Origin of the sequence: Haloferax sp. Atlit-48N, assembly GCF_003383015.2 — an archaeon.
In the GTDB taxonomy this organism is placed as follows: Archaea; Halobacteriota; Halobacteria; order Halobacteriales; family Haloferacaceae; genus Haloferax; species Haloferax volcanii.
Map to the genome: position 1 here is coordinate 723,199 of NZ_CP137689.1, position 22,663 is coordinate 745,861.

Consider the following 22,663-nt stretch of genomic DNA (forward strand, 5'->3'; position numbering starts at 1 on the left):
ACCAATAGGTACTCCACTACCCATTCGGATTGTATGGACGACCCGTTCGAAGATGGAGTTGGGTCCGTGGTAACCACCTCCGTCGACCGGTACGACGAGGTGGCGGTCGCCATCGCCTCGGCGGTCGCGACGGCCACGGAACTCAGCCCACTCGAACTCCCGCCGCTCTCGGACATCGGCGTCGACCCCGAAGCCCTCGACGTTCTCTTTCACCCCTCTCACGACCCGTCTCGGCGGTTCTCGTTCCAGTACGCGGGCCACCTCGTCTCGCTGTTCGGTGACGGGACGCTCACCGTCCACCCGCTCGACGAGTAGCCCTGCGCCCGTTTCGACGGAACCTCGCCCGGTCGCTGATTCGGGCCGTTGACACCTCGGACGAGATTCGAAAACCGTCGCCCTGTCGTGCGATTTCGTAGCTCACTCCCGGCGAAACGTATTTATAGAACTGCAATCGTTGATAGCGGTTGAGGTTTCAACATGGCTTCACGAATGCAGCAACCGTTATACATTCTCGCAGAGGGGACGAACCGAACGCACGGCCGCTCAGCGCAGGACTCCAACATCCGCGCCGGAAAGGCGGTCGCCGAAGCCGTACGGACCACACTCGGGCCACGCGGCATGGACAAGATGCTCGTCGACTCCTCGGGCGAGGTCGTCATCACGAACGACGGCGCGACCATTCTGGAGAAGATGGACATCGAGCACCCCGCCGCGCAGATGCTCGTCGAAGTCTCCCAGACCCAAGAGGAGGAAGTCGGCGACGGCACGACCACCGCGGCCGTCCTCACCGGCGAACTCCTCGCGCACGCCGAGGACCTCCTCGACGACGACCTCCACCCGACGGTCATCGTCGAGGGCTACACCGAGGCCGCCCGCATCGCCCAGGACGCCATCGACGACATGGTTCTCGACGTGACGCTCGACGACGACCTGCTCCGGAAGGTCGCTGAGTCCTCCATGACCGGCAAGGGCACCGGCGACGTGACCGCCGACGTGCTCGCCAAACACGTCGTCAAGGCGGTCCAGATGGTCCACGAAGACGACAACGGTGTGTTCCACCGCGACGATGTTCGCGTGCTCACCCGCACGGGCGCGTCCTCCTCGGCGACCGAACTCGTCGAGGGCGTCGTCCTCGACAAGGAGCCCGTCAACGAGAATATGCCGCGGTCCGTCTCCGACGCGACCGTCGCGGTCCTCGACATGAAACTCGACGTGCGCAAGAGCGAGGTCGACACCGAGTACAACATCACCTCTGTCGACCAGCTTACCGCCGCTATCGACGCCGAGGACAGCGAACTCCGCGGCTACGCGAAGGCGCTCGCGGACGCCGGCGTCGACGTGGTGTTCTGCACCAAGTCCATCGACGACCGCGTCGCGGGCTTCCTCGCTGACGCGGGCATCCTCGCGTTCAAGAGCGTGAAGAAGTCCGACGCCCGGGCCCTCGCCCGCGCGACCGGCGCGAAGCGCCTCGGCTCGCTTTCGGACCTCGACGAGTCCGACCTCGGCCGCGTCGACGCCGTCAGCATCCGCAGCTTCGGTGACGACGACCTCGCGTTCGTCGAGGGCGGCGCGGCGGCCAAGGCCGTCACGCTGTTCCTCCGCGGCGGCACCGAACACGTCGTCGACGAACTCGAACGCGCCATCGAAGACGCCGTCGACGTGGTCGTCGCCGCCATCGACAAGGGCGGCGTCGTCCCCGGCGCGGGCGCGACCGAAATCGCCATCGCCGACCGCATCCGCTCGGAGGCCGCCGGCATCGAGGGCCGCAAGCAGCTGGCCGTCGAAGCCTACGCCGACGCCGTCGAGGCGCTCCCGCGCACCCTCGCGGAGAACACCGGCATGGACCCCATCGACGCGCTCGTCGACCTCCGCGCCCGCTACGAGAACGAGGGCCTCGCCGGCATCATCTCCTCGGGCCGCTCCGGCGAAATCGGTGACCCCGTCGAACTCGGCGTCATCGACCCCGTCGCGGTCAAGCGCGAAGCCATCGAGTCCGCGACCGAGGCCGCGACGATGATCGTGCGCATCGACGACGTCATCGCCGCCAAGTAATCGCTCCGCTCGCAGAACGCACTCCCCCCATCAAACCCATCTCCGGCGGCGCTCCCGCCGCCGGGCCACTTCGTGTCGCTTTTCGCGGTCGTGCCGCCCACAGCCACTCTCTCCGGAGCCGCGCCGCCGAATAATACCTCTCAACTGGCCGCTACGTTCTTCCGTCGCGAGCGTCGAACTGCACGCCATGTCCGACGAAGTCGGGCTTCCGGAAGCCGTGTCGATGGCGATCGGGGGCATGGTCGGCGGCGGCATCTTCGCCGTGCTCGGCGTCGTCGCCGGCGCGGCCGGGACGCTCGCCTGGGCGGCGTTCGTCGTCGCCGGCGTGCTCGCGGCCTGTGCCGGCTACTCGCTGCTCCGACTGAACGGGCTGTGCGAGTCGCCGCGGTCGCCCGTCGGCTACGTCGAGCGCTTCACCGACGACAACACCACGCTCGCGGGCGTCGTGGGCTGGACGTTCGTCTTCGGCTACGTCGGGACGATGGCGATGTACGCCTACGCCTTCGGCGGTTACTTCGTCGAACTCACCGGCGTCTCGACGGTCGCGTCGGTCTCGATACAGCCGTTCGTCTCCGCGCTCACCGTCGCCGCGTTCGTGAGCCTCAACGTCTTCGGGGCGCACGCCTCGGGGCGGGCCGAAGACGTTCTGGTCGGCCTCAAGGTCGCCATCCTGCTCGTGTTCGGCGTCGGCGGCGTCGCCTACGGCGCGACCCACGGCGGCCTCTCCTTTGGCCTGTCGAACCTCGGTATCGGCCCGCTCGTCGCCGCCGCCGTCTCCTTCGTCGCCTTCGAGGGCTGGGAGCTCCTGCTGTTCGACCAGGAGAACATCGCCGACCCCCGCGAGACCGTCAGAAAGGCGATTTACATCTCCATCGCGGGCGCGACGGGGCTGTACATCATGGTCGCGCTCGTCACGACCAACCTCGCCGGCATCGACGCCATCCAACAGCACGCCGAGACCGCCCTCGCGGTCGCCGCCCGGCCGTTCCTCGGGCAGGCCGGGTTCGTCCTCATCTCCGTCGCGGCGCTGTTTTCGACGGGGAGCGCCATCAACGCCACGCTGTTCAGCTCCGCGCGGCTCTCGAAGCGCCTCGTCGCCGACGACCTGCTCCCGAGTCGCCTCCGCGACGCGTCCGCCGACGAGCCGGTTCGCCCGCTCGCGACGCTCGGCGTGCTCGCCGCCGGGTTCGCCTTTCTCGGGAGCCTCGACGCCATCAGTTCGTTCGCGTCGCTCGCGTTCATCAGCATCTTCGGCGGCCTCTCGTTTCTCGCGTTCCGGGAGCGCGAGGACCTCGCGACGGCCGTGATTCCCGCCGTCGGGACCGTCGGCGGAGTTAGCTCGGCGGCCGCGCTCCTGTGGCACCTGTTCGACGCCGAGCGCGGGACGTTCTGGACCGTCCTCGCACTCGCGGTGGTCGTCGTCGGCGTCGAGGTGCTCTACTTCGAGCGCGAGAGCATCGCAAGCGAGGTTCGGTCGGCGGAACGACGCGTCGAAAACGAGTTGTAGGGATTCCGTTCCCGGTGGTCTCCCAGCCCCGCCTCAGACCCGCGGGAGCCGCCAGTCGTAGCGGAGCGCGAGCACCCGAACCGAGAAGACGACCGCGGCGCACAGCCCCGAGGGGACGCCGGTCGGCGCGCCGACCGCGCGGGCCGCGAGGAAGGCGAGGCCGCCGACGACGGCGGGCGTCGCGTAGAAGTCGTCGCGGAGGACGACCGGCACGCGCCCGATGAGGATGTCGGCGATGGAGCCGCCGCCGACGGCCGTGATGGTGGCGAGGATGACGACGCCGAACGACGTGACGCCGGCGTCGACGCCGACGAGCGCGCCGGTCGCCGCGAACGCCGACAGCCCGACCGCGTCGGTGGTCAGAAACGCCGGGTGGTCGCGCACGCGCCCCTCCATCGAGTGGATGAGGACGATTGCGAGGGCGACGCCGACGAGCGCGACGCTCATGTCCCACGTCCCCGCGAGCGAGGCCGGCAGCCGGTCGACGAGCACGTCGCGGGTCGTCCCGCCGCCGAGGGCGGTCACGATGCCGAGCACGGAGACCCCGAACACGTCGAGACCGGCTTCGGCGGCCTTGAGCGCGCCGGCGACCGCGAACGCGAGGAGACCGACGACGTTCATCACCGCGAAGGGGTCGATTTCGGGGACGGCGACCGCGGCGGGAGCGGACACAGAAAGGGACACGAGCGCGGCGACGCCCATCAGTCGACCCGGAGTTCGACGCGGTCGCCGGGCGCGAGGCCGAACGCCTCGTCGCCGCGGCCGTGGTTCACGTCGCACTCGACGTTGCCGTGACTGCCGACGGTGAGCAGTTTCTCGCCGCGCGGGACAGCCTCGAACGTGCGACCGACCGGAACCGACTCGCCGTTCACCGAGACGGTCTCGCCCGCCGCGTCGCGGACGAATTCGCCCGGGACGTTGGTGATGCAGTTACCGAAGTCGTCGACGACGAGCACCTCGCCGGTCGCCTCGCGGCCGTCGGCCGAGACGGCCGCCTCGGGGAAGCGGCACTCGGCGAGCGAGTCGACGGGTACCGGCTCGAATCTGTCGACCGACTCCAGCGCCGACGCGCCCGCGACGTGGGCGTCGGCGGCCGCGGGCGCGAACACGTCCCGCCCGTGGAAGGTCGTCGACTCGGGGTTCGGAACGTCGATTTCGTACGCTTCGACGGGGGCGTCGTCGTCGAGTCCGGCGGCGACGCGTCGCGCCGGCGGGCGGAGGACGCCGTTGTCGGGACCGACGAAGACGTGGTCGCCAACCCGGAGGACGACCGCGCGGCGGTCGGTGCCGACGCCGGGGTCGACCACGACGAGGTGGACCGCCGGCGGGAAGTACGGAAGCGTCTCGCGGAGCCAGAAGGCGGCCGCGCGAACGTCCTGTCGCTGGAGGTCGTGGGCCACGTCCACGAGTCGCGCGTCGGTCCGCGAGAGGACGACGCCCTTCATCGCGGCGGGGTACGCGAGCCCGAAGTCGGACGCGAGCGTAATCATCTCAACAGGGGTTGGGGTCCTCGTCGTCGTCGACGCGCTCGGCCCCGTCGGTGGCCGTGACGCGCTGGAGGCGCTCGATGCCGTCGATTTCGCGGACCACGTCGGCCACCTCGTCGGGGACGAGCGACTCCCAGTCGCGGTCTTCTATCATGCGCTGGCGGACCTCCGTGCCCTCTAGCACCTCGCGGTTGAACATGGGCGATTGGTGGACTTCGACGCCCGCCTCCGTGAACAGTTGGATGACGAGCGGGTTGTTGGAGTACGCCACCTCGAACGCGGGGGACATCGACTGGACGTGGCTGACCCACACCGAGTTGCGGTCGAGGTCCTCGATGGGGACCGCGTAGGTCGTGATGTCGAAATCCGAGACGGCCTTGTTGACCATCATGATTCGTTCGCCCGCGGTGAACGGGTTCCGCGGCGAGTGGGAGTCGCCCGCGGACCCGATACCGAGGACGAGCTCGTCGACCTCGGCGGCAATCTCTTCGACCATTCGGTGGTGGCCGTTGTGGTACGGCTGAAACCGGCCGATGTAGAACCCCCGCATGCGTCGGGCGTTAGTCCGGATTACTTATAAATACGCCGAGTTCGGAGAACTCCGGTATTCTGGTGGTAGGAAGGTCGAAACGCGAGATTACGGCAAGAGCCACCGGATGGTGACGGGGAGAAAGTATATCAGTCGCAGGGCCTACGTTAGAAGTAGCGACGACAGTTCTATGAGTAACGATACGAACACCGACGACAGCCTCCACGAGCGGGAGGATTCACCCGACGACGCGCCCTCGGAAGAGGGTATCGACGACGGGGGGTCGCTCCAGCACGACGAGGCCGAAGAGGTCGACAAGAAGACGATCGACGACCTCGGGAGCGATGTCGAAATCGACGCCGACGTGGCCGAGAACGTGGACGAGAACGACCTCCTCGGTGGTCTCCAGATAGAGACGACCGACGAGATTCCCGTCCCGGACCGCCTCGTCGACCAGGTTATCGGGCAGGAACACGCCCGCGACGTCATCATGAAGGCGGCCAAGCAGCGCCGCCACGTCATGATGATCGGCTCCCCGGGGACGGGGAAGTCGATGCTCGCCAAGGCGATGTCCGAGCTTCTCCCCCGCGAGGAGCTCCAGGACGTGCTCGTCTACCACAACCCCGACGACGGCAATCGCCCCAAGGTCCGCACGGTCCCCGCGGGCAAAGGTGACCAGATCGTCGAGGCGCACAAAGAGGAGGCACGCAAGCGCAATCAGATGCGCTCGTTCCTCATGTGGATTATTATCGCGGTCGTGCTGGGCTACTCGCTCATCATCGCCCAGCAGGTCCTGCTCGGCATCCTCGCCGCGGGTATCATCTATCTCGCGTTCCGCTACGGCTCGCGCGGCAGCGACGCGATGATTCCGAACCTCATCGTGAACAACGCCGACCAGAAGTCCGCGCCGTTCCAGGACGCGACGGGCGCTCACGCGGGTGCGCTCCTCGGCGACGTCCGCCACGACCCGTTCCAGTCCGGCGGCATGGAGACGCCCAGCCACGACCGCGTCGAACCCGGCGCGATTCACAAGTCGAACAAGGGCGTCCTGTTCGTCGACGAGATCAACACGCTCGACGTGCGCAGCCAGCAGCACCTGATGACGGCCATCCAGGAGGGCGAGTTCTCCATCACGGGCCAGTCCGAGCGCTCCTCGGGCGCGATGGTCCAGACCGAGCCCGTCCCGACGGACTTCATCATGATTGCTGCCGGGAACCTCGACGCGATGGAGAACATGCACCCCGCGCTCCGCTCCCGTATCAAGGGCTACGGCTACGAGGTGTACATGGACGACACCATCGAGGACACCCCCGAGATGCGCCGCAAGTACGCGCGCTTCGTGGCCCAGGAGGTCACCAACGACGGCCGGCTCCCGCACTTCACCGAGGAGGCGGTCGAGGAGCTCATCCTCGAAGCCCGCCGCCGCGCCGGCCGCAAGGGCCACCTCACCCTCGAATTCCGTAACCTCGGCGGCCTCGTCCGCGTCGCCGGCGACATCGCCCGCGGCGAGAACGCCGAGCTGACCACCCGCGACCACGTGCTCCAGGCCAAGCGCCGCGCGCGCTCCATCGAGCAGCAGATTGCGGACCAGTACATCGAGCGGCGCAAGGACTACGAGCTGTCGGTCAACGACGGCTTCGTCACCGGCCGCGTCAACGGTCTCGCCGTCATGGGCGAAGACTCCGGTATCATGCTCCCCGTGATGGCCGAAGTCACGCCCTCGCAGGGCCCCGGTCAGGTCATCGCGACCGGCCAGCTCAAGGAGATGGCCGAAGAGTCCGTCCAGAACGTCTCGGCCATCATCAAGAAGTTCTCCAACCAAGACCTCTCGGAGATGGACGTGCACGTGCAGTTCGTCCAGACCGGCCAGCAGGGCGTCGACGGCGACTCCGCGTCCATCACGGTCGCGACCGCCGTCATCTCCGCGCTGGAGGACATCCCCATCGACCAGTCGGTCGCCATGACCGGCTCGCTGTCGGTGCGCGGCGACGTGCTCCCGGTCGGCGGCGTCACCCACAAGATCGAGGCCGCCGCGAAGGCCGGCTGTTCGACGGTCATCATCCCCGCCGCCAACGAGCAGGACGTGATGATCGAAGACGAGTACAAGGAGATGGTCGACATCATCCCCGTCTCGCACATCAGCGAAGTCCTCGACGTCGCCCTCGAAGGCGAACCCGAGAAGGACTCGCTTGTGGACCGCCTCAAGAGCATCACCGGCTCCGCCCTCAACAAGGGGCAGGGCGTCAAAGGGCCGTCCAGCCCCAGCCCGCAGTAACGCCGGATGACCGACTGGGCGGCGTTCGCGGGCTTCACCGGCCTCGTCCTCGCCGTCTTACTCTCTCTCGCGTACTTTTCTCGCGGCGTCCCGCACGCTGAGGGAACCGGCTCCGCCGCGCCCGCCGCGCCCGACGACGCTATCCGCGGCGACGCCTCCGACCCCGACGCTTCCGACACTGACTCCCGAGTCGGTACGCCGGACGACCCGGTTTCGACCCCCGCCGACCCGGCCGATTCCGACGAGTCGGCCGACCCCGACGCCCTCCCGCTGGCCTCTTTTTCGGTCGATTCGACCGACGCGTCGCCGCGACCCGAGCCGCCGACGCTCGCGGCGGGCGACGTTGCGGACGACGCCGACCGCGACGCGGACCCCGACGCTGCGGCCGGTTGTGAGACCGAGACCGACCGGACGATACCCGGCGTCACCGCACGCCCCGCCTCGGCCGTCTCGGAGCGCTCCGCGTCCGCCGACGACCTCCCGCCGCACCTCCTGCTCGCCAACGTCGCGCTCTCGCAGGCGTTCCTCGGCGGCTTCCTCGGCCTCGGCGCGTGGTACGCCGGCGTGCCGGCCGCGGCGCTCGGCCTCTCCGTCACCGGCCTCCCGACGAAGCTCGCTATCGGCGTCGGACTCGGGCTCGCGCTCTACGGGGCGAACCGGGTCGGCTCGTCGGTCAGCGAGCGGTTCGGCATCGCGCCCGACGAGGCGGTCCGCGAGTCGCTGACGCCGCGGACGACCGCGGGCTGGGTGTTCCTGTTCGCGGTCGCGCTCCCCCTCATCGCCGGCTTCGAGGAACTGCTGTTCCGGGGGGCGCTCGTCGGCGCGGTCGCCGCCGGCTTCGACGTGTCGCCGTGGCTCATGGCGGCCGTGTCGTCGGCCGCCTTCGGCGCGGGGCACGGCGCGCAGGGTCGACTCGGCATCATCGTCACCGGCCTCCTCGGGTTCGTCCTCGCGGCGGCGTTCGTCCTCACCGAGAGCCTGCTGGTCGTGGTCGTCGCCCACTACCTCGTGAACGCGCTGGAGTTCGCGGGCCACGAACTGTTCGGCTGGTAGCGGGGTCTCCCTGCGTCGGCGTCGGTGACGACCGCCGAACCACCCGCCGTCGCGGCCGCGGCGCGGGGATGCGTTCAAGTGTCCGCACCACGCGTAGCCGGTATGGACATCGACACGCGGCAGTTGACGCAGGCGGGGCTCATCGGTTATCTGGCGCTCGTCGTCGCGGCGTTCGCCACCGGGAACCCGACGCTCCGGCTCGCCGCCGACGCCGCCTTCGGGCTGACGGCGGTTCTCCTCGGCGTCGTCACGCTCCGGATTCCGGTCGACAGTCAACTCAAATACGTCGCCGGCGGCGGCTTCCTCCTCGCCGGCGTCTCGCAGTTCGCCGAGCTCGCGACCGGCGTCCAGTCGGTCGGACTCGCGAGCACGCTGTTCCTCCTCGCCGGCCTGCTCGGCTACCTCGCGCTCCGCCGCGAGACCGACGCGATGCCGTTCTGAGGGGCGGTCCGCAGAATTAGATTCCTTCGGACTTCCGGAGCGCCTCGACCACGTCGTCTGGCGCGGCGCTCGGGCCGTCTTTCACGCGGTGGTCGGGGACGACGACCGGGACCGGGTTCGCCGCGAGCGCCTTGCGGACGACGCGCTCCGAGTCGTCGTCCTCGGGGTCGAGGCCGGCCATGCGGACGAGGAGCGCCACGTCGACCGAGTCACCCCGCGGGACGTTCCGAAGCGACTCCAGCACGCTTCGCTGGTCGGTCGGGACGGTCAGTCCGATGGGGACCGACGAGAGGTCCGTCTGGCCCCGGTCGATGGCGGCCAACACGGCGTCGAGGTGGTCGTGGTCCGACTCGGCGTCCGCCGGCAGCGAGTCCGGAAACGAGACGTCGATGACCTTCCCGCTGACCACGCCGACCTGCACGGGGCGGCCGAGCGTGGACGATTCGCGCGCGTAGATTCCCGAGACGGGCATACGTTCGGCTCCCGTCGCCGGACGCTTGACCCTTCCGGCGACCGCGTGCGGTTGGGGTGACTGCGCTTGGTTCGGGTGGCCGATACCTCGCCGTGCGCTCTCGCCCGCGCGCACGTGAGAGACGGTGAGTGTCCCCGCCGACGCAAGTCTTATGTACAGATACGTGCGTTAGTGTACATCAATGAACGCTAGTGGAGACGAATTAGCTCCCGACGTGCGCGCCATCTTGGAGGCCGCGCGGGAGCGACCCGGCGGGGAGACGCGCGTGTCGGTCGACGCGCGGTCGTTCCCCGAGGCCGTGGCCGAGACGGAGGCCGCGGGTCGGGTCCCCGTCATCGCCGAGGTGAAGCCCACGAGTCCGACGACCGAGGGCGTCCGCGAGGACGACCCGGTCGAACTGGCCCGCGAGATGGTCGCCGGCGGCGCGACGGCGCTGTCGGTCCTCACCGAACCCGAGCACTTCGGCGGCTCCGCCGAGTCGCTGCGGCGCATCCGCGAGGCCGTCGACGTGCCCGTGCTCCGCAAGGACTTCATCATGAACGAGGCCCAACTGGACGTCGTCGAGTCCGACCTCGTGCTCCTCATCGCGCGGTTCGTCGGCGAGGACCTCCCGGCCCTCGTCGAGGCGGCCCGCGACCGCGGCTTCCAGCCGCTCGTGGAGGTCCACACGCGCGAGGAGTTCACGGCGGCGCTCGCGGCCGGTGCCGACATCGTCGGCATCAACAACCGCGACCTCGGGAAGCTGGAAGTCGACCTCGGCACGTTCGAGGAACTCGCGCCCGAAGCGCCCGAGGACGTGCTTCTCGTGGCCGAAAGCGGCGTGCAGACGGTCGACGACGCGCGGCGGATGCGCGAGGCCGGTGCCGACGCCCTCCTCGTCGGGACCGCCATCATGGACGGCGACGTGCGACAGAACACGGAGACACTCACACAATGAGCGCAGACGGCAAATTCGGCGACTACGGCGGACAGTACGTTCCCGAGGCACTCATGCCGGCCATCGAGGAACTGACCGACGCGTACGAGCGGTACGTCCTCGACAACGAAGACGGCTTCATGGACGACTTCCGCGCGCGACTGCGGGACTTCGGCGGGCGACCGACGCCCCTCCAGCGCGCGGACCGACTCTCGGAGCGCTACGACCGCGAGGTCTACCTCAAGCGCGAGGACCTGCTGCACGGCGGCGCGCACAAGCTCAACAACGCCCTCGGGCAGGTCTTACTGGCGAAGTACATGGGCAAAGAGCGCATCATCGCCGAGACCGGCGCGGGCCAGCACGGCACCGCCACGGCGATGGCCTGCGCGCACCTCGATATGCCCTGCGAGATTTACATGGGCGAGCGCGACATCAACCGCCAGCGCCCCAACGTCTTCCGGATGAAGCTCAACGGCTCCGAGGTGAACCCCGTCACCGTTGGCCGCGGCACGCTCAAGGAGGCCATCTCCGAGACGATGCGCGACTGGGCGACCAACGTCGAGGACACCCACTACGTCATCGGCTCCGTCGTCGGCCCGCACCCGTTCCCGAGCATGGTTCGGGACTTCCAGTCGGTCATCTCCGAGGAGGCCCGCACGCAGGCCAGAGAGAAACTCGGCCGGCTCCCCGACGCCGTCGTCGCCTGCGCGGGCGGCGGCTCGAACACGATGGGCGCGTTCGCCGAGTTCGTCGACGACGAGGAGACCGCGCTCTACGCCGTCGAGGCCGGCGGCTCGACGCTCGAAGTGGACGAGGAAGCCGGCGTCGCGCCCAACTCGGCGTCGCTCACGACCGGGTCGGAGGGCATTCTCCACGGCGCGCGCACCCGGCTCTTGCAGGACCGCGACGGCCAGATTATGGAGTCGCACTCGGTGTCGTCCGGCCTCGACTACGCCGGCGTCGGCCCCGAACTCGCACACCTCGTGGACACCGGCCGCGTCACCGCCGTCAACGTCGACGACGACGCGGCGCTGACCGCATTCCACCGGCTCTCGCAGATGGAGGGCATCATCCCCGCGCTGGAGTCGGCCCACGCGTTCGGCTACCTCGAATCGGTCGTCGGTCCCGACGCGCCCGACGCCGAGAACGCGGACGACCTCGGCGAGTACGTCGTGGTCAACGTCTCCGGTCGCGGCGACAAAGACCTCGAATCGGCCATCGAGGAGACCTACGAGCGCGACATCGATATCGCGCCGAACATGGACGAGTTCACGGGGGGCCTGTGATGTCGCTCGAAGACGCCTTCTCCGACGGCCCGGCGTTCGTCCCCTATCTCGCCGCCGGCGACCCCGACTACGAGTCCTCGCTCGAATACGTCGAGGCGCTCGAACGCGGCGGCGCGGACGTCATCGAACTCGGGCTTCCGTTCTCGGAGCCCATCGCCGAGGGGCCGACCATCCAGAACGCGGTGGTTCGGTCGCTCGAAGGCGGCATGACGCCGACGCGCTTCTTCGAGTTCGTCGAGGACCTCGACGTGTCGGTGCCGCTGGTCTGTATGACCTACTACAACCTCATCTATCGCTACGGCGATGAACCCGGACCGCGGCCGTTCGTCGAGAAGGCCGCCGAAGTCGGCATCGAGGGCTTCGTCGTGCCCGACCTGCCGGCCGAGGAGGCCGGCCCGCTCCGCGAGGCCTGCGACGAGTTCGGCCTCGACCTCGTGTTCATCGTCGCGCCGACGACCCGCGGCGAGCGCCTCGACCGCATCATGGAACAGGTCTCGGGCTACGTCTACGTGCAGGCGCGCCTCGGCACGACGGGCGCGCAGTCGAGCGTCTCCGACCAGACCGGCTCGTCGCTCGAACGACTCACCGACTACGACGTGCCCAAGGCGGTCGGCTTCGGAATCAGCAGCGGCGACCACGCCGAGCGCATCGTCGCCAGCGGTGCCGACGGCATCATCGTCGGCAGCGCGCTCGTCGACATCGTCGCCGAGGGCCACGAGAACGGCGACGACGCCGAAACGGTCGCGGACCGACTCGAAACGCTCGCCCGCGAACTCAAAGACGGTGCGGTAGCGGGCGCGTCGCAACGCCCACCGCATCCGGAACGCACATAACTGCTCTGCCACCCTTTCTCATACATGAACACCGACATCGGACTCTCCGCACGACTCGACCGCATCTCCACAGACGGGCGATACCTCATCGTCCCGATGGACCACGGCATCACCCTCGGCCCGGTCACGGGCCTCGTCGATATCGAATCCACTATCGACGGCATCACGCGCGGCGGCGCTGACGCCGTCCTCACGCACAAGGGGACCGCGCCGCGCGTCCACCCGAACAAAAACGGCAAAGGCTACATCGTCCACGTAAACGGCTCGACGGACATCGGCCCGGACGAAAACGACAAGCGACTCACCGGAACCGTCGAAGACGCCCTCCGCGTCGGTGCCGACGCCGTCTCCTTCCATATCAACGTCGGCTCGGACTACGAGCCCGACCAGATGACGCAGCTCGCTGACCTCTGTTCTCGCGCCGCCGACTTCGGCGTGCCCGTTCTCGCGATGTCCTACGCCCGCGGCCCCGGCATCGACGAACAGGACCCCGAGGCGCTCGCCCACGCCGTCCGCCTCGCCGAGGAGGTCGGTGCCGACGTGGTGAAGACGGCATACAGCGGCGACGCGGAGTCCTTCGGTCGCGTCGTCGAGGCCACGCGCCTGCCGGTCGTCATCGCCGGCGGCAGTCGCGGCACCGACCGCGAGACGGTGGAGATGGTCCGCGGCACGATGGACGCCGGCGCGGCCGGCGTCTCCATGGGTCGGTCCATCTTCCAGCACGAGAACCCCGAGGCCATCACTCGCGCCGTCAGCGCCGTCATCCACGACGACGCAGATGTGGACACCGCGCTCGAACGCGCCGGGCTCGGCATCGAGGCGTAACGCGACTCGCGATTCGCGGCGTTCCGACGGGGTTCTGTTTTCCCGACACCGCTGGCCTACAACTAGATACCCGCCGAGCGCGAACGCTACCCATGCGCGTCACCATGTGGGGGTTCGCGGTCGAGGTAGACGACCGACGTATCGACTGTGCTGCCGACTCGCTCCGAAACCAACTCGTCGAGTACGAACGCGGGGAGCGCCGCGAGTTCGACGTTGACGTGCGATTTCCCGACTCCTTTACCGGCGACGTGATGCGCGTGATGGCGTCGATTCCGTACGGCGAGACCCGAACGTACGGCGAGGTTGCGGCCGAACTCGACAGCCACGCGGTCGCCGTCGGACAGGCCTGCGGACGGAACCCGGTCCCGCTCGTCGTCCCGTGCCACCGCGTCGTCGGCGCGGACTCCCTCGGCGGCTTCTCCGCGGCCGGCGGCGTCGCTCTGAAGCGCGCGCTTCTCGACCACGAGCGCGGCGCGGTCCAGACGGGGCTGGACCGATTTGACTGATTTCATATCGCCGTAATCGGTTTATTGACTGTCGAACCGGCCGGGCGCTGTCGTGGTCGGTGTGGTGCGAGCGCCGTGCGCGCACCCAAGAATCGGTTTCTCCAGGTTCTGACGCGTCGTTCGCGGAACCGCGTTCGTGACGCGGTTCAGTTGTCTGGCCGGTCGTTGTCGGATTCCGCGGATAGAGTGAGAGAACGACGTTCGACCGGCCGCGACCCCCGTCTTCCAGCCTCGAACCCGGAGTTCTACACCCGAGACGGGGTCCCACGCGGTCGATTTCAGCGACCTTCTCGGTACGGGTGTGCGGTGCTGACGAATCGCCTCCGTCGTCGCTCTCGTGGTGTCGGCGGTTGATTCGGTGTGGCCGCTGTGTTCTATTTCCGTGGATTGGCGAGCTCGATGACAGAAACACCGATGACGACGCATTCACGAGTCACGCGCGACCTGCTGTCTTTCGAGGTTGCAGGCACACTGACCCGAGTCGGGACGACCAAACCGCCGACTCGGTGGGAGTTGAGAGTAACTGAGTGAGGCGAGTCGCCGCTCTCGCTCGACTCGCGTCGGCGGTTGGAATCGTCGTCCGACCGTCGATTCTGCCCCGAATCCACTCTAATAAATCGTATAGCGCGATATGGAATTCTGGTGGGGCGCTCAAGCGTCCCGGCCCGTCGCTGTCCGTTCGCTATCCGCTCGCCGTCCGTTGGTTCATTCGCCACGTTCAAGCCCGCCCACCGAGTGAAGTCGATAATGACACGAAGCGTCTGGCTCAAAGCCGACGACGCGGTCGGCGACTGGGAGACGCGGAAGCGACGCATCACGGCCGGACTGGAAGCCGGCGTCGACTGGGTCCTCGTCGACGAGGCCGACGTCGAGCGGGTGCGCGAACTCGGCGACGTCAACGTCGCCGCGTTCCGGACCGACGCGGACGTCCACGTGATGGAAGCAGAGGAAGACGACGGAGAGCCCGCAGCGCTCGCCGACGCCTACATCGTCGGCAAGGACGGCGAGGGCGACGCGACCGTCGAACTCCCCTCGGACTTCTCCGGGTCTGCCGACCTGACGACGCTCCGCCGCGGCGACGACCTCGCAAACGGCTCGTACGTCCGCATCCTGAGCAAGGACTACGAGGCGTTCGCCGAGGAGGCCGCCCGCGACGGCGATTACACCATCGTCATCGGCGAGGACTGGACCATCATCCCGCTGGAGAACCTCATCGCCCGCATCGGCGAGGAGACCGACCTCATCGCGGGCGTCACGACCGCCGAGGAGGCCAAGACCGCCTTCGAGACGCTCGAACTCGGCTCCGACGGCGTCCTCCTCGACAGCGACGACCCCGACGAGATTCGAAAGACCGTCGAGGTCCGCGACGAGGCCGAACGCGAGTCGCTCGACCTCGTCTGGGCCGAGGTCACGGAGGTCGAACGCACGGGCATGGCCGACCGCGTCTGCGTCGATACGGGCACGATTATGGACCACGACGAGGGGATGCTCGTCGGTTCGATGGCCCGCGGCCTGTTCTTCGTCCACGCCGAGACGGCGAAGTCTCCGTACGTCGCGTCTCGGCCGTTTAGAGTCAACGCCGGCGCGGTCCACGCCTACGCGCGGACCCCCGACGGCGGCACGGTCTACCTCTCCGAACTCGAAAGCGGCGACGAGGTACAGCTCATCGACACGAACGGCAACACCCGCGAGGCCATCGTCGGGCGCGTGAAAATCGAAAAGCGGCCGATGTTCCGCATCTCCGCGGACTACGAGGGCGACCGCGTCACGACGCTCCTCCAGAACGCCGAGACAATCAAGGTCCACACCCGAGAGGGTCGGACCGCGGTCACCGACCTCGAACCCGGCGACGAGATGCTCATCTACTACGAAGACACGGCGCGCCACTTCGGTGAGGCTGTCGAAGAGAGCATCATCGAGAAGTAACGGACGGAACGCGTTTTTTCGGACTCGAACGCAGCGTCGCGCGCAGCGGCGGGCGTTCGTCGACGTTCTCTATCCTTCGACCGTGTACCATTCGAGCTCCGTCGCACACCACGGACAGAAGTCGAGGTTCCGGTCGAGTTCGCCGCCGCAGACCGGGCAGGTCGGCTCGCCGTTCGCGTTGCGGCCGCGCGGGCGGCTTCCGACGCGGTAGGCGTCGAGCGCGCTCAGAAACAGCAGTCCGAGGACGGGGAACAGCACCTCTCTGGGAAGCGAGTCCACCGTCACGGTCGCCGGGTCGGTGAACGTCGAGAGCAACACCAGTCCCGCGCCGACGACGAAGGTGAACCACGCGATTGCGCGTCGCCACTCGCGGAGGTAGACGTGGCCCGCCCCGGCGATTCCGAGCGAGGCACCAACCACGCCGACGAGGGCGGCGACGAACGCGCGACGACGAGCATCGGGCATCGTTCGTTGGCGTCGTCGTCCGCGCTCTTAAACGTCTGGATTGTCGGACAGTCAGCAACTCACTACCGAATCCCGCTGATGGCGTCTGAAACTCTCGAATTCGAGTTGTTCGACCTCAGTCGGTCGTCGTCGCGTCTTCCGAGGGTTCGGAGCGCTCCGACGCCGCGGCCGCCTCGGTCCCGTCGAACGGCTCGTGTTCGACGGCGAACTCGCGGTTCGCGCCGTCGGCCGACGCCTCGACCGACGACACTCGGTACAGACGGATGCGGCGCTCCTGTTTCGTCACGACCGGGAAGTCGTAGTGTTCGGCGTCGTGACCGGGGCGCTCGTCGCGGCCGGCGACGAACTCGCGGTGGGCGTCGAGTCGGCGTTCGACCTCCGCGCGCGAGCGTTCCGGGAGGTCGTCGAGTCGGCGTTCGAACCCCGAGACGAGGTCGGCGTCGAGGTCGTAGCCGACGGAGTCCCGGCCGGCGAGCATGGCCGCGAGCGTCGTGGTCCCGGTGCCGACGAAGGGGTCGAAGACGGTGTCGCCGTAGACCGAGTACATCCGAATCAGGCGCAGCGGCAGTTCGACGGGAAACGCCGCCGAGCGCTCTCTGGCCCCCGAATCGAGGCGCTGGTCGGTCCCGCCGAACTCCCAGAGGTCGGAGAACCAGCGGTTGCGCTCCTCCCAGAAGAAGGCGCTCTCGTAGCGCCGGTCGTCGCCCGGCGGGAACGACCGCGGGTCGCCCTTCCGAACCACCAGCACGTACTCGTGTTCGAGGGTGACGTAGGCGTTCGTCGGGAGCGTCCCCGACCCCATGAACTTCGTCAGGCGGTTCGTCGGCTTCCGCCAGACGGCGTCCGGAAGCGGCGTCAGTCCGCGCTCGCTGAGCGCCGTGAGCACGCGGGCGTGGTTGGGGTACTGGCGAAACGACCCGTCGAGGCTCCGGGTCGCGTCACCGACGTTCACGCAGGCGACCCCGCCGGGCGCGAGCACGCGGGCCACCTCGTCCCAGACGGCGTCGAGCTGTTCGTGCATCGCCTCGAACGCGGCGTCGCCGTCGCCCGCGTCGAGCGCCGCGTCGACGGCGTCGTCGCGCGCCGAAAAGAGGTCGTCCCACATCTCTATCATGGGGTAGGGCGGCGACGTGACGACGAGGTTCACGCTCTCGTCGGCGAGTCCGGTGTCGGCGGCGTCGCCCACCGTGAGGGCGTGCGTCGTGCGCATCGTACGGACGTATTTCCCCCGAAACAAAACCCTTCGCCTCGGCGCGGGGACGGCCGCCGCGGTGCCGTCGGCTCGTGCGGTTCGATTCTACCGTGACCCGTCGCGTCGAGCGCCGCCGCTGGCGGGCGAATAAGCGGAAATCGAGACGCTCGTCCGGGTCGAACCGCGGTTCGGCGCGGGGGTCCGACTCGGTCCTCAGACGAGGCCGAGGTTCTCCTCGGCTTCGAGGAGTTCGTGGTAGCGGTTGCGGATGGTGACCTCGGAGATGTCGGCCACGTCGCTGACGGCGGCCTGCGTCGTCTTCTCGTTGGTGAGGAGGGCGGCGGCGTAGACGGCGGCGGCGGCGAGGCCGACCGGCGACTTACCCGAGTGGACGCCCTTCTCCTTGGCGTTCTTCAGGAGTTGGCGCGCGCGCATCTTCGACTCGTCGGAGAGGCCGAGCTCGCTGGCGAACCGCGGGACGTACTGCTCGGGGTCGGCGGGCTTGACTTCGAGCGAGAGTTCGCGGGCGATGTAGCGGTAGGTGCGGGCGACCTCGCTCTTCTCGACGCGCGAGACCTCCGCGATTTCGTCGAGCGAGCGCGGGACGCCGGCCATGCGGGCGGCGGCGTAGGTACACGACGTGGCGACGCCCTCGATGGAGCGACCGGGCAGCAGGTCGTCGTCGAGCGCGCGGCGGTAGATGACCGAGGCGGTCTCGCGGACGTTCTCGGGGAGGCCGAGCGCCGAGGCCATGCGGTCGATTTCACCGAGCGCCTGCTTGAGGTTGCGCTCCTTGGAGTCGCGGGTGCGGAACCGCTCGTTCCACTTGCGGAGCCGCTGCATCTTCTGGCGCTGGCGCGCGCCCAGCGAGTTCCCGTACGCGTCGCGGTCGCGCCAGTCGATGTTGGTCGACAGGCCCTTGTCGTGCATCGTGTTGGTCGTCGGCGCGCCGACGCGGGACTTCTCGTCTTTCTCGCGGGCGTCGAACGCGCGCCACTCGGGGCCGCGGTCGACGGAGTCGGCGGTCACGACGAGGCCGCAGTCGTTACAGACGGTCTCGCCGTGTTCGTCGTCGGTGACGACGTGACCGCCGCACTCGGGGCACTGAAGCGTGTCGCCCTTCGTCTCTTCCTGTTCGGTCTCGGCCTCCTGTCGGCCGTTCTGCGTGTTTCGTTCCTGCTCCTGTGCGCCGGGGTTTCGGGTCCAGATTCGTTCACTCATGGATACGACGGCGGGTGCTCCGGGAATGGGTGGTTAGAGGCGGCTAGAACCCGGATGCTGTCCGTAACACCAGCAACCGCAGACGACCGCATAAATGGTTTGGTATCGCTTTCGGCAAGCGGCGGCGTTCACCCGTGCGAGGCCATCACACGAGTGATTGAGGTTCGTGAGGGATTCGAGACCTCGCCGGCGACTCATCGGTGACGCCCCGCCGGCGTCCCGGCGGCCGACGACGCGACACATACTTTTCACGAAGGTGCGTTGCTACGACTACACATGGCCGCGACCCCCCGCGTCGTCTCGCTCGCGCCGAGCGCGACAGCGATTCTCACCGCCGCCGGTCTCGACGCCCACGTCGTCGGGGCGACCGTTCACTCGTCGACCGACAAGCCGGTCGTCGGCGGCTGGCTGAACCCCGATTTCGACCGGGTCGACGACCTCGACGCCGACGCCGTCTGCACCTGCGACGACCTCCAGTCGGACGTCGCGACGGCGGCCCGCGACCGCGGCTACGACGTGGTTCACGTCGCGCCCGCGACGCTCGACGAGGTGCTCGACTCGTTTCCCGTCGTCTGCGACGCCGCGGGCGACGCCGGCGCGGGGGCGGCGCTCGCCGACGACTGCCGCGACCACCTCGCCCGCGTCGCCGACGCGGTCGCCGGCCGCGACCGCCCGGCCGTCTACTGCGAGGAGTGGGCGGACCCGCCGATGGCCGCGGGCAACTGGGTTCCCGACCTCGTCCGCGTCGCCGGCGGTACCGCTCCGCTCGTCGCGCCCGGCGAGCGGTCCGCCGAAGTCGACCCCGAGACCGTCGCGGCCGCCGACCCCGACCACGTGGTTCTCCATCCCTGCGGAAAAGGCGAGCGCGGCGACCCCGAGGCGTTCGACGCTCGCGGGTGGAATCTCGACGCCGCGGTCCACGCCGTCGACGACTCGCTTCTCAATCAGCCGAGTCCCGCCGTCGTCTCGGGCGTCGACCGCCTCGCGCGGCTGTTGCACCCCGACGCCGACCTCCCCGAGCCGTGGGCGGCCGCGTCCGAGACTGCGACCGCGACCCCGACCGAATCCGACGAAGGGAAATAACCGGGCGACGCGCTTCCGACATGGACATCGCGGTCGGAAGCGGCAACCCGGTGAAGCGGCGCGCGGTCGAACGAACCTGTCCCGACGCCTCCGTGGCGGCGGTCGCCGTCGACTCGGGCGTCTCCGAACAGCCGACGGGCCACGACGAGACCATCGCGGGCGCGGTCACCCGCGCGGAACGAGCCCTTGACGCGGGCGACTACGACTTCGGCGTCGGCATCGAGGGCGGCGTGGCGGCCTTCTCGGCCGGCGACGGCACAGACGAGACCGACCTGTACCTCGTGATGTGGGCGGCCGTGACCGACGGCGAGCGCGTCGGTCGCGCGGCGGGACCGAGCCTCGCGCTCCCCGCCCGCATCGCGGACCGCATCGACGCGGGCGAGGAACTCGGCCCGGTGATGGACGACGTGCTCGGCACCGACGATATCGCGAAAAACGAGGGCGCGGCGGGCGTGTTCACCGGCGGCCGCCTCACTCGAACCGACGCGCTCGAATCGGCCGTCACGGGCGCGTTCGCGCCGTTCCGGTGTGAACTGTACTGAGTCGGACTGAGCCGACTGCGCACGTCACTTCGAGTCGGCGAGTTCGTGTTCGCGGTCGCGCACCTCGGCGCTCTCTTCGACCGCGGTCGTCAGCGAGACGTTGAGCGACAGCATCGAGCCGACGCCGCCGACGATGGTGACGGCGTTTTTCACCGCGTGGTCGAGGACCGCGGCGGCGAGCGCGGCGGCGGGCGTGACCGGCGCGAGCGCGGCCATGAACACCGTGAAGGCGATTTCGTAGAGGCCGACGCCGCCGGGCGAGAGCGGAAGCACCTTCGCGAGGTTGCCAACGCTCACGGCGAAAAACGAGACGCCGACGAGCACGACGGGGTCGATGTCGACGCCGAGCGCGAGCAGGACGACGACCGCGGTCACCACGTCGACGGTCCAGATGGCGAGGCTCGTCAGACCGACGCGGCCGAAGGCGGCGCGGTTGCCGGCGACCGCCTGCAAGTCGGAGACGAACTGCTCGATGACGCCCGCGACGAGTTCGACGTAGGAGTCAGACGAGAACCGGCCGACGAACGCCCGGACGACGTTCCGGTCCGCGCGGGCCGACAGCGCGATGCCGAGGACGCCGAGGATGGCGACGACGCCGACGCCGGTGGCGACGTAGGCGACGGTGCGCACGTCGTCGGCCGACACGTCGACCGAGCCGCCGCTCACGCCGGTCGCGAGCACGGTGGCGATGTCGTCGAGGCCGCCGGTCGCCGCGAGGCCGACGAGGACGACGCCCGCGAGCCCCGCGATGGTGAGCAGGTCGAAGACGCGCTCGACCGCCAGCGACGCGAAGCCCGAGGGGTACGGGATGTTCCGGCGCGCCTTCACGACGTAGGCGCGCACGGCGTCGCCCGCGCGGGCGGGGAACACGAGGTTCCCGGTCTGACTGATGAATATCGCCCCCGTGAGGAAGCCCGCCTTCTCGCGGTAGCCGAGTTCGCGGAGGATGTCGCGGTAGCGAATCCCCCGGAGCGGCCACGAGACGACGTAGATAATCGCGGCGGCCGCGACGAGCGCGGGGTCGGCGTCGCCGAGCACCGAGATGACCTCCGAGGGGTCGATGTACAGCGTCATCAGCGCGAGCGCGAAGACGGTCAAAAGCAGGCCGGCGACGATGGTCACCCGGCGGGTGATGCGCGGCCGGACCGTGAGCTGCCACCACGTCCGGAGAATCTGGCTTCCCATCCCGAGGACGTCGCGGACGAGGTCGACTTTCGTGTCGCCTTTCGGCTCCCAATCGACGGGGAACTCGGCGACTCGGAAGCCCGCGCGCTGCGCCCGGACGAGCATCTCCGTGTCCCAAAACCAGTGGTCGTCTTCCACGTCGTCTCGGAGCGCCTCGAACGTCTCGCGGCTGAACGCCTTGAAGCCGCACTGGTGGTCTCGGAGGTCGGAGCGGAGGAACAGGCGGACGAGGCCGTTGTAGACGCGGCTCGGCACGCCGCGTTTCGGCGGGCGGTCGGCGACGCGGTCGGGCATCCAGCGCGACCCGGTCGCGGCGTCGTACTCGCCGGAGCGGACGCGCTCGACCAGCTCTTCGAGGTGGCGCATGTCCGTGGCGAGGTCCGTGTCGAAGTAGACGAGCGTGCCGCCGTGGGCGGCCTCGAAGGCGCGTTCGAGCGCACCGCCGCGGCCGAGGCGGTCGTCGCTGTGGTAGTGGCGAATCCGGTCGTCCTCGGCGGCCAGCCGGTCGGCTATCGCCGGCGTCTCGTCGTCGCAGCCGTCTTCGGCCACGATGACCTCGAAGGCGTCGGCGGGGAGGAACGATTCGAGCGTCTCGACGGTGACGCGGACCGTGTTCTCGATGGTCCGCGCCTCGTTGTAGGCGGGGAGGACAACGCTCACTTCGACGCCGGCCGCGGTTGCGGCGGTCGGGCGTCGTTCTGTCGGGCGACCCATTGTCGTCGTATGGCCGCTATCCGCGTATGAATTTTCTGTCTTGGAGTCGGTACGCTCCGCTTAGACGGAAGTTCGGAGCGCTCGCGCGTTCGACGGCGTGCCGGTCTCCCCCGACTGTCTCCCCGTTGATGTGTCCGCGTTGCGTGGCTGTTA

Annotated in this window: 22 protein-coding genes; 14 read left to right on the top strand and 8 right to left on the bottom strand. The window is 68.8% G+C overall.

What is annotated here, in order from left to right; translation table 11 throughout:
• Positions 1 to 33 precede the first annotated feature (33 nt).
• The 3 genes from DEQ67_RS04005 (at position 34) to DEQ67_RS04015 (ending at position 3,559) form a co-directional block, all read left to right on the top strand.
• Positions 34 to 315 (top strand): HalOD1 output domain-containing protein, encoded by a 282-nt coding sequence (locus DEQ67_RS04005; RefSeq protein ID WP_004064366.1) that lies wholly within the window; start codon positions 34 to 36, stop codon positions 313 to 315.
• A gap of 174 nt (positions 316 to 489) precedes the next feature.
• Entirely contained in the window at positions 490 to 2,052 is a 1,563-nt protein-coding gene (thsA, locus tag DEQ67_RS04010) for a thermosome subunit alpha (protein WP_008607594.1), read from the top strand.
• Positions 2,053 to 2,239: 187 nt separating this feature from the next.
• A complete protein-coding gene (locus DEQ67_RS04015; RefSeq protein ID WP_115860267.1) occupies positions 2,240 to 3,559 on the top strand; it encodes an APC family permease in 1,320 nt (439 codons plus the stop codon).
• A gap of 33 nt (positions 3,560 to 3,592) precedes the next feature.
• Here the strand turns inward: DEQ67_RS04015 and DEQ67_RS04020 are convergent, their stop codons facing one another.
• Genes DEQ67_RS04020 through DEQ67_RS04030 form a run of 3 tightly spaced genes read right to left on the bottom strand, consistent with a single transcriptional unit; the run spans position 3,593 to position 5,596 of the window.
• Positions 3,593 to 4,261 carry a trimeric intracellular cation channel family protein gene (locus tag DEQ67_RS04020; protein WP_188148163.1) on the bottom strand — a complete coding sequence of 223 codons (669 nt, stop codon included), beginning with the start codon at positions 4,259 to 4,261 and terminating at the stop codon, positions 3,593 to 3,595.
• On the bottom strand, positions 4,261 to 5,049 hold the full coding sequence (locus tag DEQ67_RS04025; RefSeq protein WP_115860265.1) for an SAM hydrolase/SAM-dependent halogenase family protein: 789 nt from the start codon (positions 5,047 to 5,049) through the stop codon (positions 4,261 to 4,263). The genes DEQ67_RS04020 and DEQ67_RS04025 overlap by 1 nt, the downstream gene beginning before the upstream one ends.
• A gap of 1 nt (position 5,050) precedes the next feature.
• Positions 5,051 to 5,596 (bottom strand): nicotinamide-nucleotide adenylyltransferase, encoded by a 546-nt coding sequence (locus DEQ67_RS04030; RefSeq protein ID WP_006600584.1) that lies wholly within the window; start codon positions 5,594 to 5,596, stop codon positions 5,051 to 5,053.
• A 169-nt stretch (positions 5,597 to 5,765) separates the two neighbouring features.
• On the opposite strand from DEQ67_RS04030, the gene lonB reads away from it, so the two are divergent.
• From lonB to DEQ67_RS04045, 3 genes are all read left to right on the top strand, one after another.
• On the top strand, positions 5,766 to 7,850 hold the full coding sequence (gene lonB, locus DEQ67_RS04035; RefSeq protein WP_004064360.1) for an ATP-dependent protease LonB: 2,085 nt from the start codon (positions 5,766 to 5,768) through the stop codon (positions 7,848 to 7,850).
• Between the two features lie 6 nt (positions 7,851 to 7,856).
• Complete coding sequence (locus tag DEQ67_RS04040) at positions 7,857 to 8,903, top strand: CPBP family glutamic-type intramembrane protease (RefSeq protein WP_115802280.1); 1,047 nt, start codon at positions 7,857 to 7,859, stop codon at positions 8,901 to 8,903.
• 102 nt (positions 8,904 to 9,005) lie between these two features.
• The gene (locus DEQ67_RS04045) at positions 9,006 to 9,344 is read left to right on the top strand and encodes a hypothetical protein (protein WP_004044152.1); all 339 of its coding nucleotides are present in this window, start codon (positions 9,006 to 9,008) and stop codon (positions 9,342 to 9,344) included.
• Positions 9,345 to 9,360: 16 nt separating this feature from the next.
• On the opposite strand, the gene DEQ67_RS04050 is transcribed toward DEQ67_RS04045, so the two are convergent.
• Positions 9,361 to 9,816: an MGMT family protein gene (locus DEQ67_RS04050; RefSeq protein ID WP_115860263.1), complete on the bottom strand. Its 456-nt coding sequence runs from the start codon at positions 9,814 to 9,816 to the stop codon at positions 9,361 to 9,363.
• A 181-nt stretch (positions 9,817 to 9,997) separates the two neighbouring features.
• Here DEQ67_RS04050 and trpC point away from each other — a divergent pair, with 181 nt between their 5' ends.
• From trpC to DEQ67_RS04080, 6 genes are all read left to right on the top strand, one after another.
• Positions 9,998 to 10,753: an indole-3-glycerol phosphate synthase gene (gene trpC, locus DEQ67_RS04055; protein WP_223173884.1), complete on the top strand. Its 756-nt coding sequence runs from the start codon at positions 9,998 to 10,000 to the stop codon at positions 10,751 to 10,753.
• A complete protein-coding gene (trpB, locus tag DEQ67_RS04060) occupies positions 10,750 to 12,018 on the top strand; it encodes a tryptophan synthase subunit beta (protein WP_004044149.1) in 1,269 nt (422 codons plus the stop codon). The genes trpC and trpB overlap by 4 nt, the downstream gene beginning before the upstream one ends.
• A complete protein-coding gene (gene trpA, locus DEQ67_RS04065) occupies positions 12,018 to 12,851 on the top strand; it encodes a tryptophan synthase subunit alpha (protein ID WP_008605926.1) in 834 nt (277 codons plus the stop codon). Before trpB ends, trpA begins: the two co-directional genes overlap by 1 nt.
• A gap of 24 nt (positions 12,852 to 12,875) precedes the next feature.
• Positions 12,876 to 13,676, top strand: a complete 801-nt coding sequence (locus tag DEQ67_RS04070) for a 2-amino-3,7-dideoxy-D-threo-hept-6-ulosonate synthase (protein WP_004064354.1) — start codon at positions 12,876 to 12,878, stop codon at positions 13,674 to 13,676.
• 92 nt (positions 13,677 to 13,768) lie between these two features.
• Complete coding sequence (locus DEQ67_RS04075) at positions 13,769 to 14,182, top strand: methylated-DNA--[protein]-cysteine S-methyltransferase (RefSeq protein ID WP_115860259.1); 414 nt, start codon at positions 13,769 to 13,771, stop codon at positions 14,180 to 14,182.
• Positions 14,183 to 14,929: 747 nt separating this feature from the next.
• Positions 14,930 to 16,108, top strand: a complete 1,179-nt coding sequence (locus DEQ67_RS04080; RefSeq protein WP_008605927.1) for a 3-dehydroquinate synthase II — start codon at positions 14,930 to 14,932, stop codon at positions 16,106 to 16,108.
• Between the two features lie 69 nt (positions 16,109 to 16,177).
• Here DEQ67_RS04080 and DEQ67_RS04085 read toward each other — a convergent pair whose 3' ends face one another.
• From DEQ67_RS04085 to DEQ67_RS04095, 3 genes are all read right to left on the bottom strand, one after another.
• The gene (locus DEQ67_RS04085) at positions 16,178 to 16,573 is read right to left on the bottom strand and encodes a DUF7575 domain-containing protein (protein ID WP_004064351.1); all 396 of its coding nucleotides are present in this window, start codon (positions 16,571 to 16,573) and stop codon (positions 16,178 to 16,180) included.
• Positions 16,574 to 16,688: 115 nt separating this feature from the next.
• Positions 16,689 to 17,783 (bottom strand): DNA-methyltransferase, encoded by a 1,095-nt coding sequence (locus tag DEQ67_RS04090; RefSeq protein WP_004064350.1) that lies wholly within the window; start codon positions 17,781 to 17,783, stop codon positions 16,689 to 16,691.
• A gap of 195 nt (positions 17,784 to 17,978) precedes the next feature.
• Positions 17,979 to 18,986, bottom strand: a complete 1,008-nt coding sequence (locus DEQ67_RS04095; RefSeq protein WP_004044141.1) for a transcription initiation factor IIB — start codon at positions 18,984 to 18,986, stop codon at positions 17,979 to 17,981.
• Positions 18,987 to 19,262: 276 nt separating this feature from the next.
• On the opposite strand from DEQ67_RS04095, the gene DEQ67_RS04100 reads away from it, so the two are divergent.
• Positions 19,263 to 20,069 carry a helical backbone metal receptor gene (locus DEQ67_RS04100; protein WP_115802285.1) on the top strand — a complete coding sequence of 269 codons (807 nt, stop codon included), beginning with the start codon at positions 19,263 to 19,265 and terminating at the stop codon, positions 20,067 to 20,069.
• A 20-nt stretch (positions 20,070 to 20,089) separates the two neighbouring features.
• Entirely contained in the window at positions 20,090 to 20,611 is a 522-nt protein-coding gene (yjjX, locus tag DEQ67_RS04105) for an inosine/xanthosine triphosphatase (RefSeq protein ID WP_115802286.1), read from the top strand.
• A 24-nt stretch (positions 20,612 to 20,635) separates the two neighbouring features.
• On the opposite strand, the gene aglD is transcribed toward yjjX, so the two are convergent.
• Positions 20,636 to 22,510 carry a flippase domain-containing glycosyltransferase AglD gene (aglD, locus tag DEQ67_RS04110; protein WP_006600572.1) on the bottom strand — a complete coding sequence of 625 codons (1,875 nt, stop codon included), beginning with the start codon at positions 22,508 to 22,510 and terminating at the stop codon, positions 20,636 to 20,638.
• Between the last annotated feature and the right edge of the window lie 153 nt (positions 22,511 to 22,663).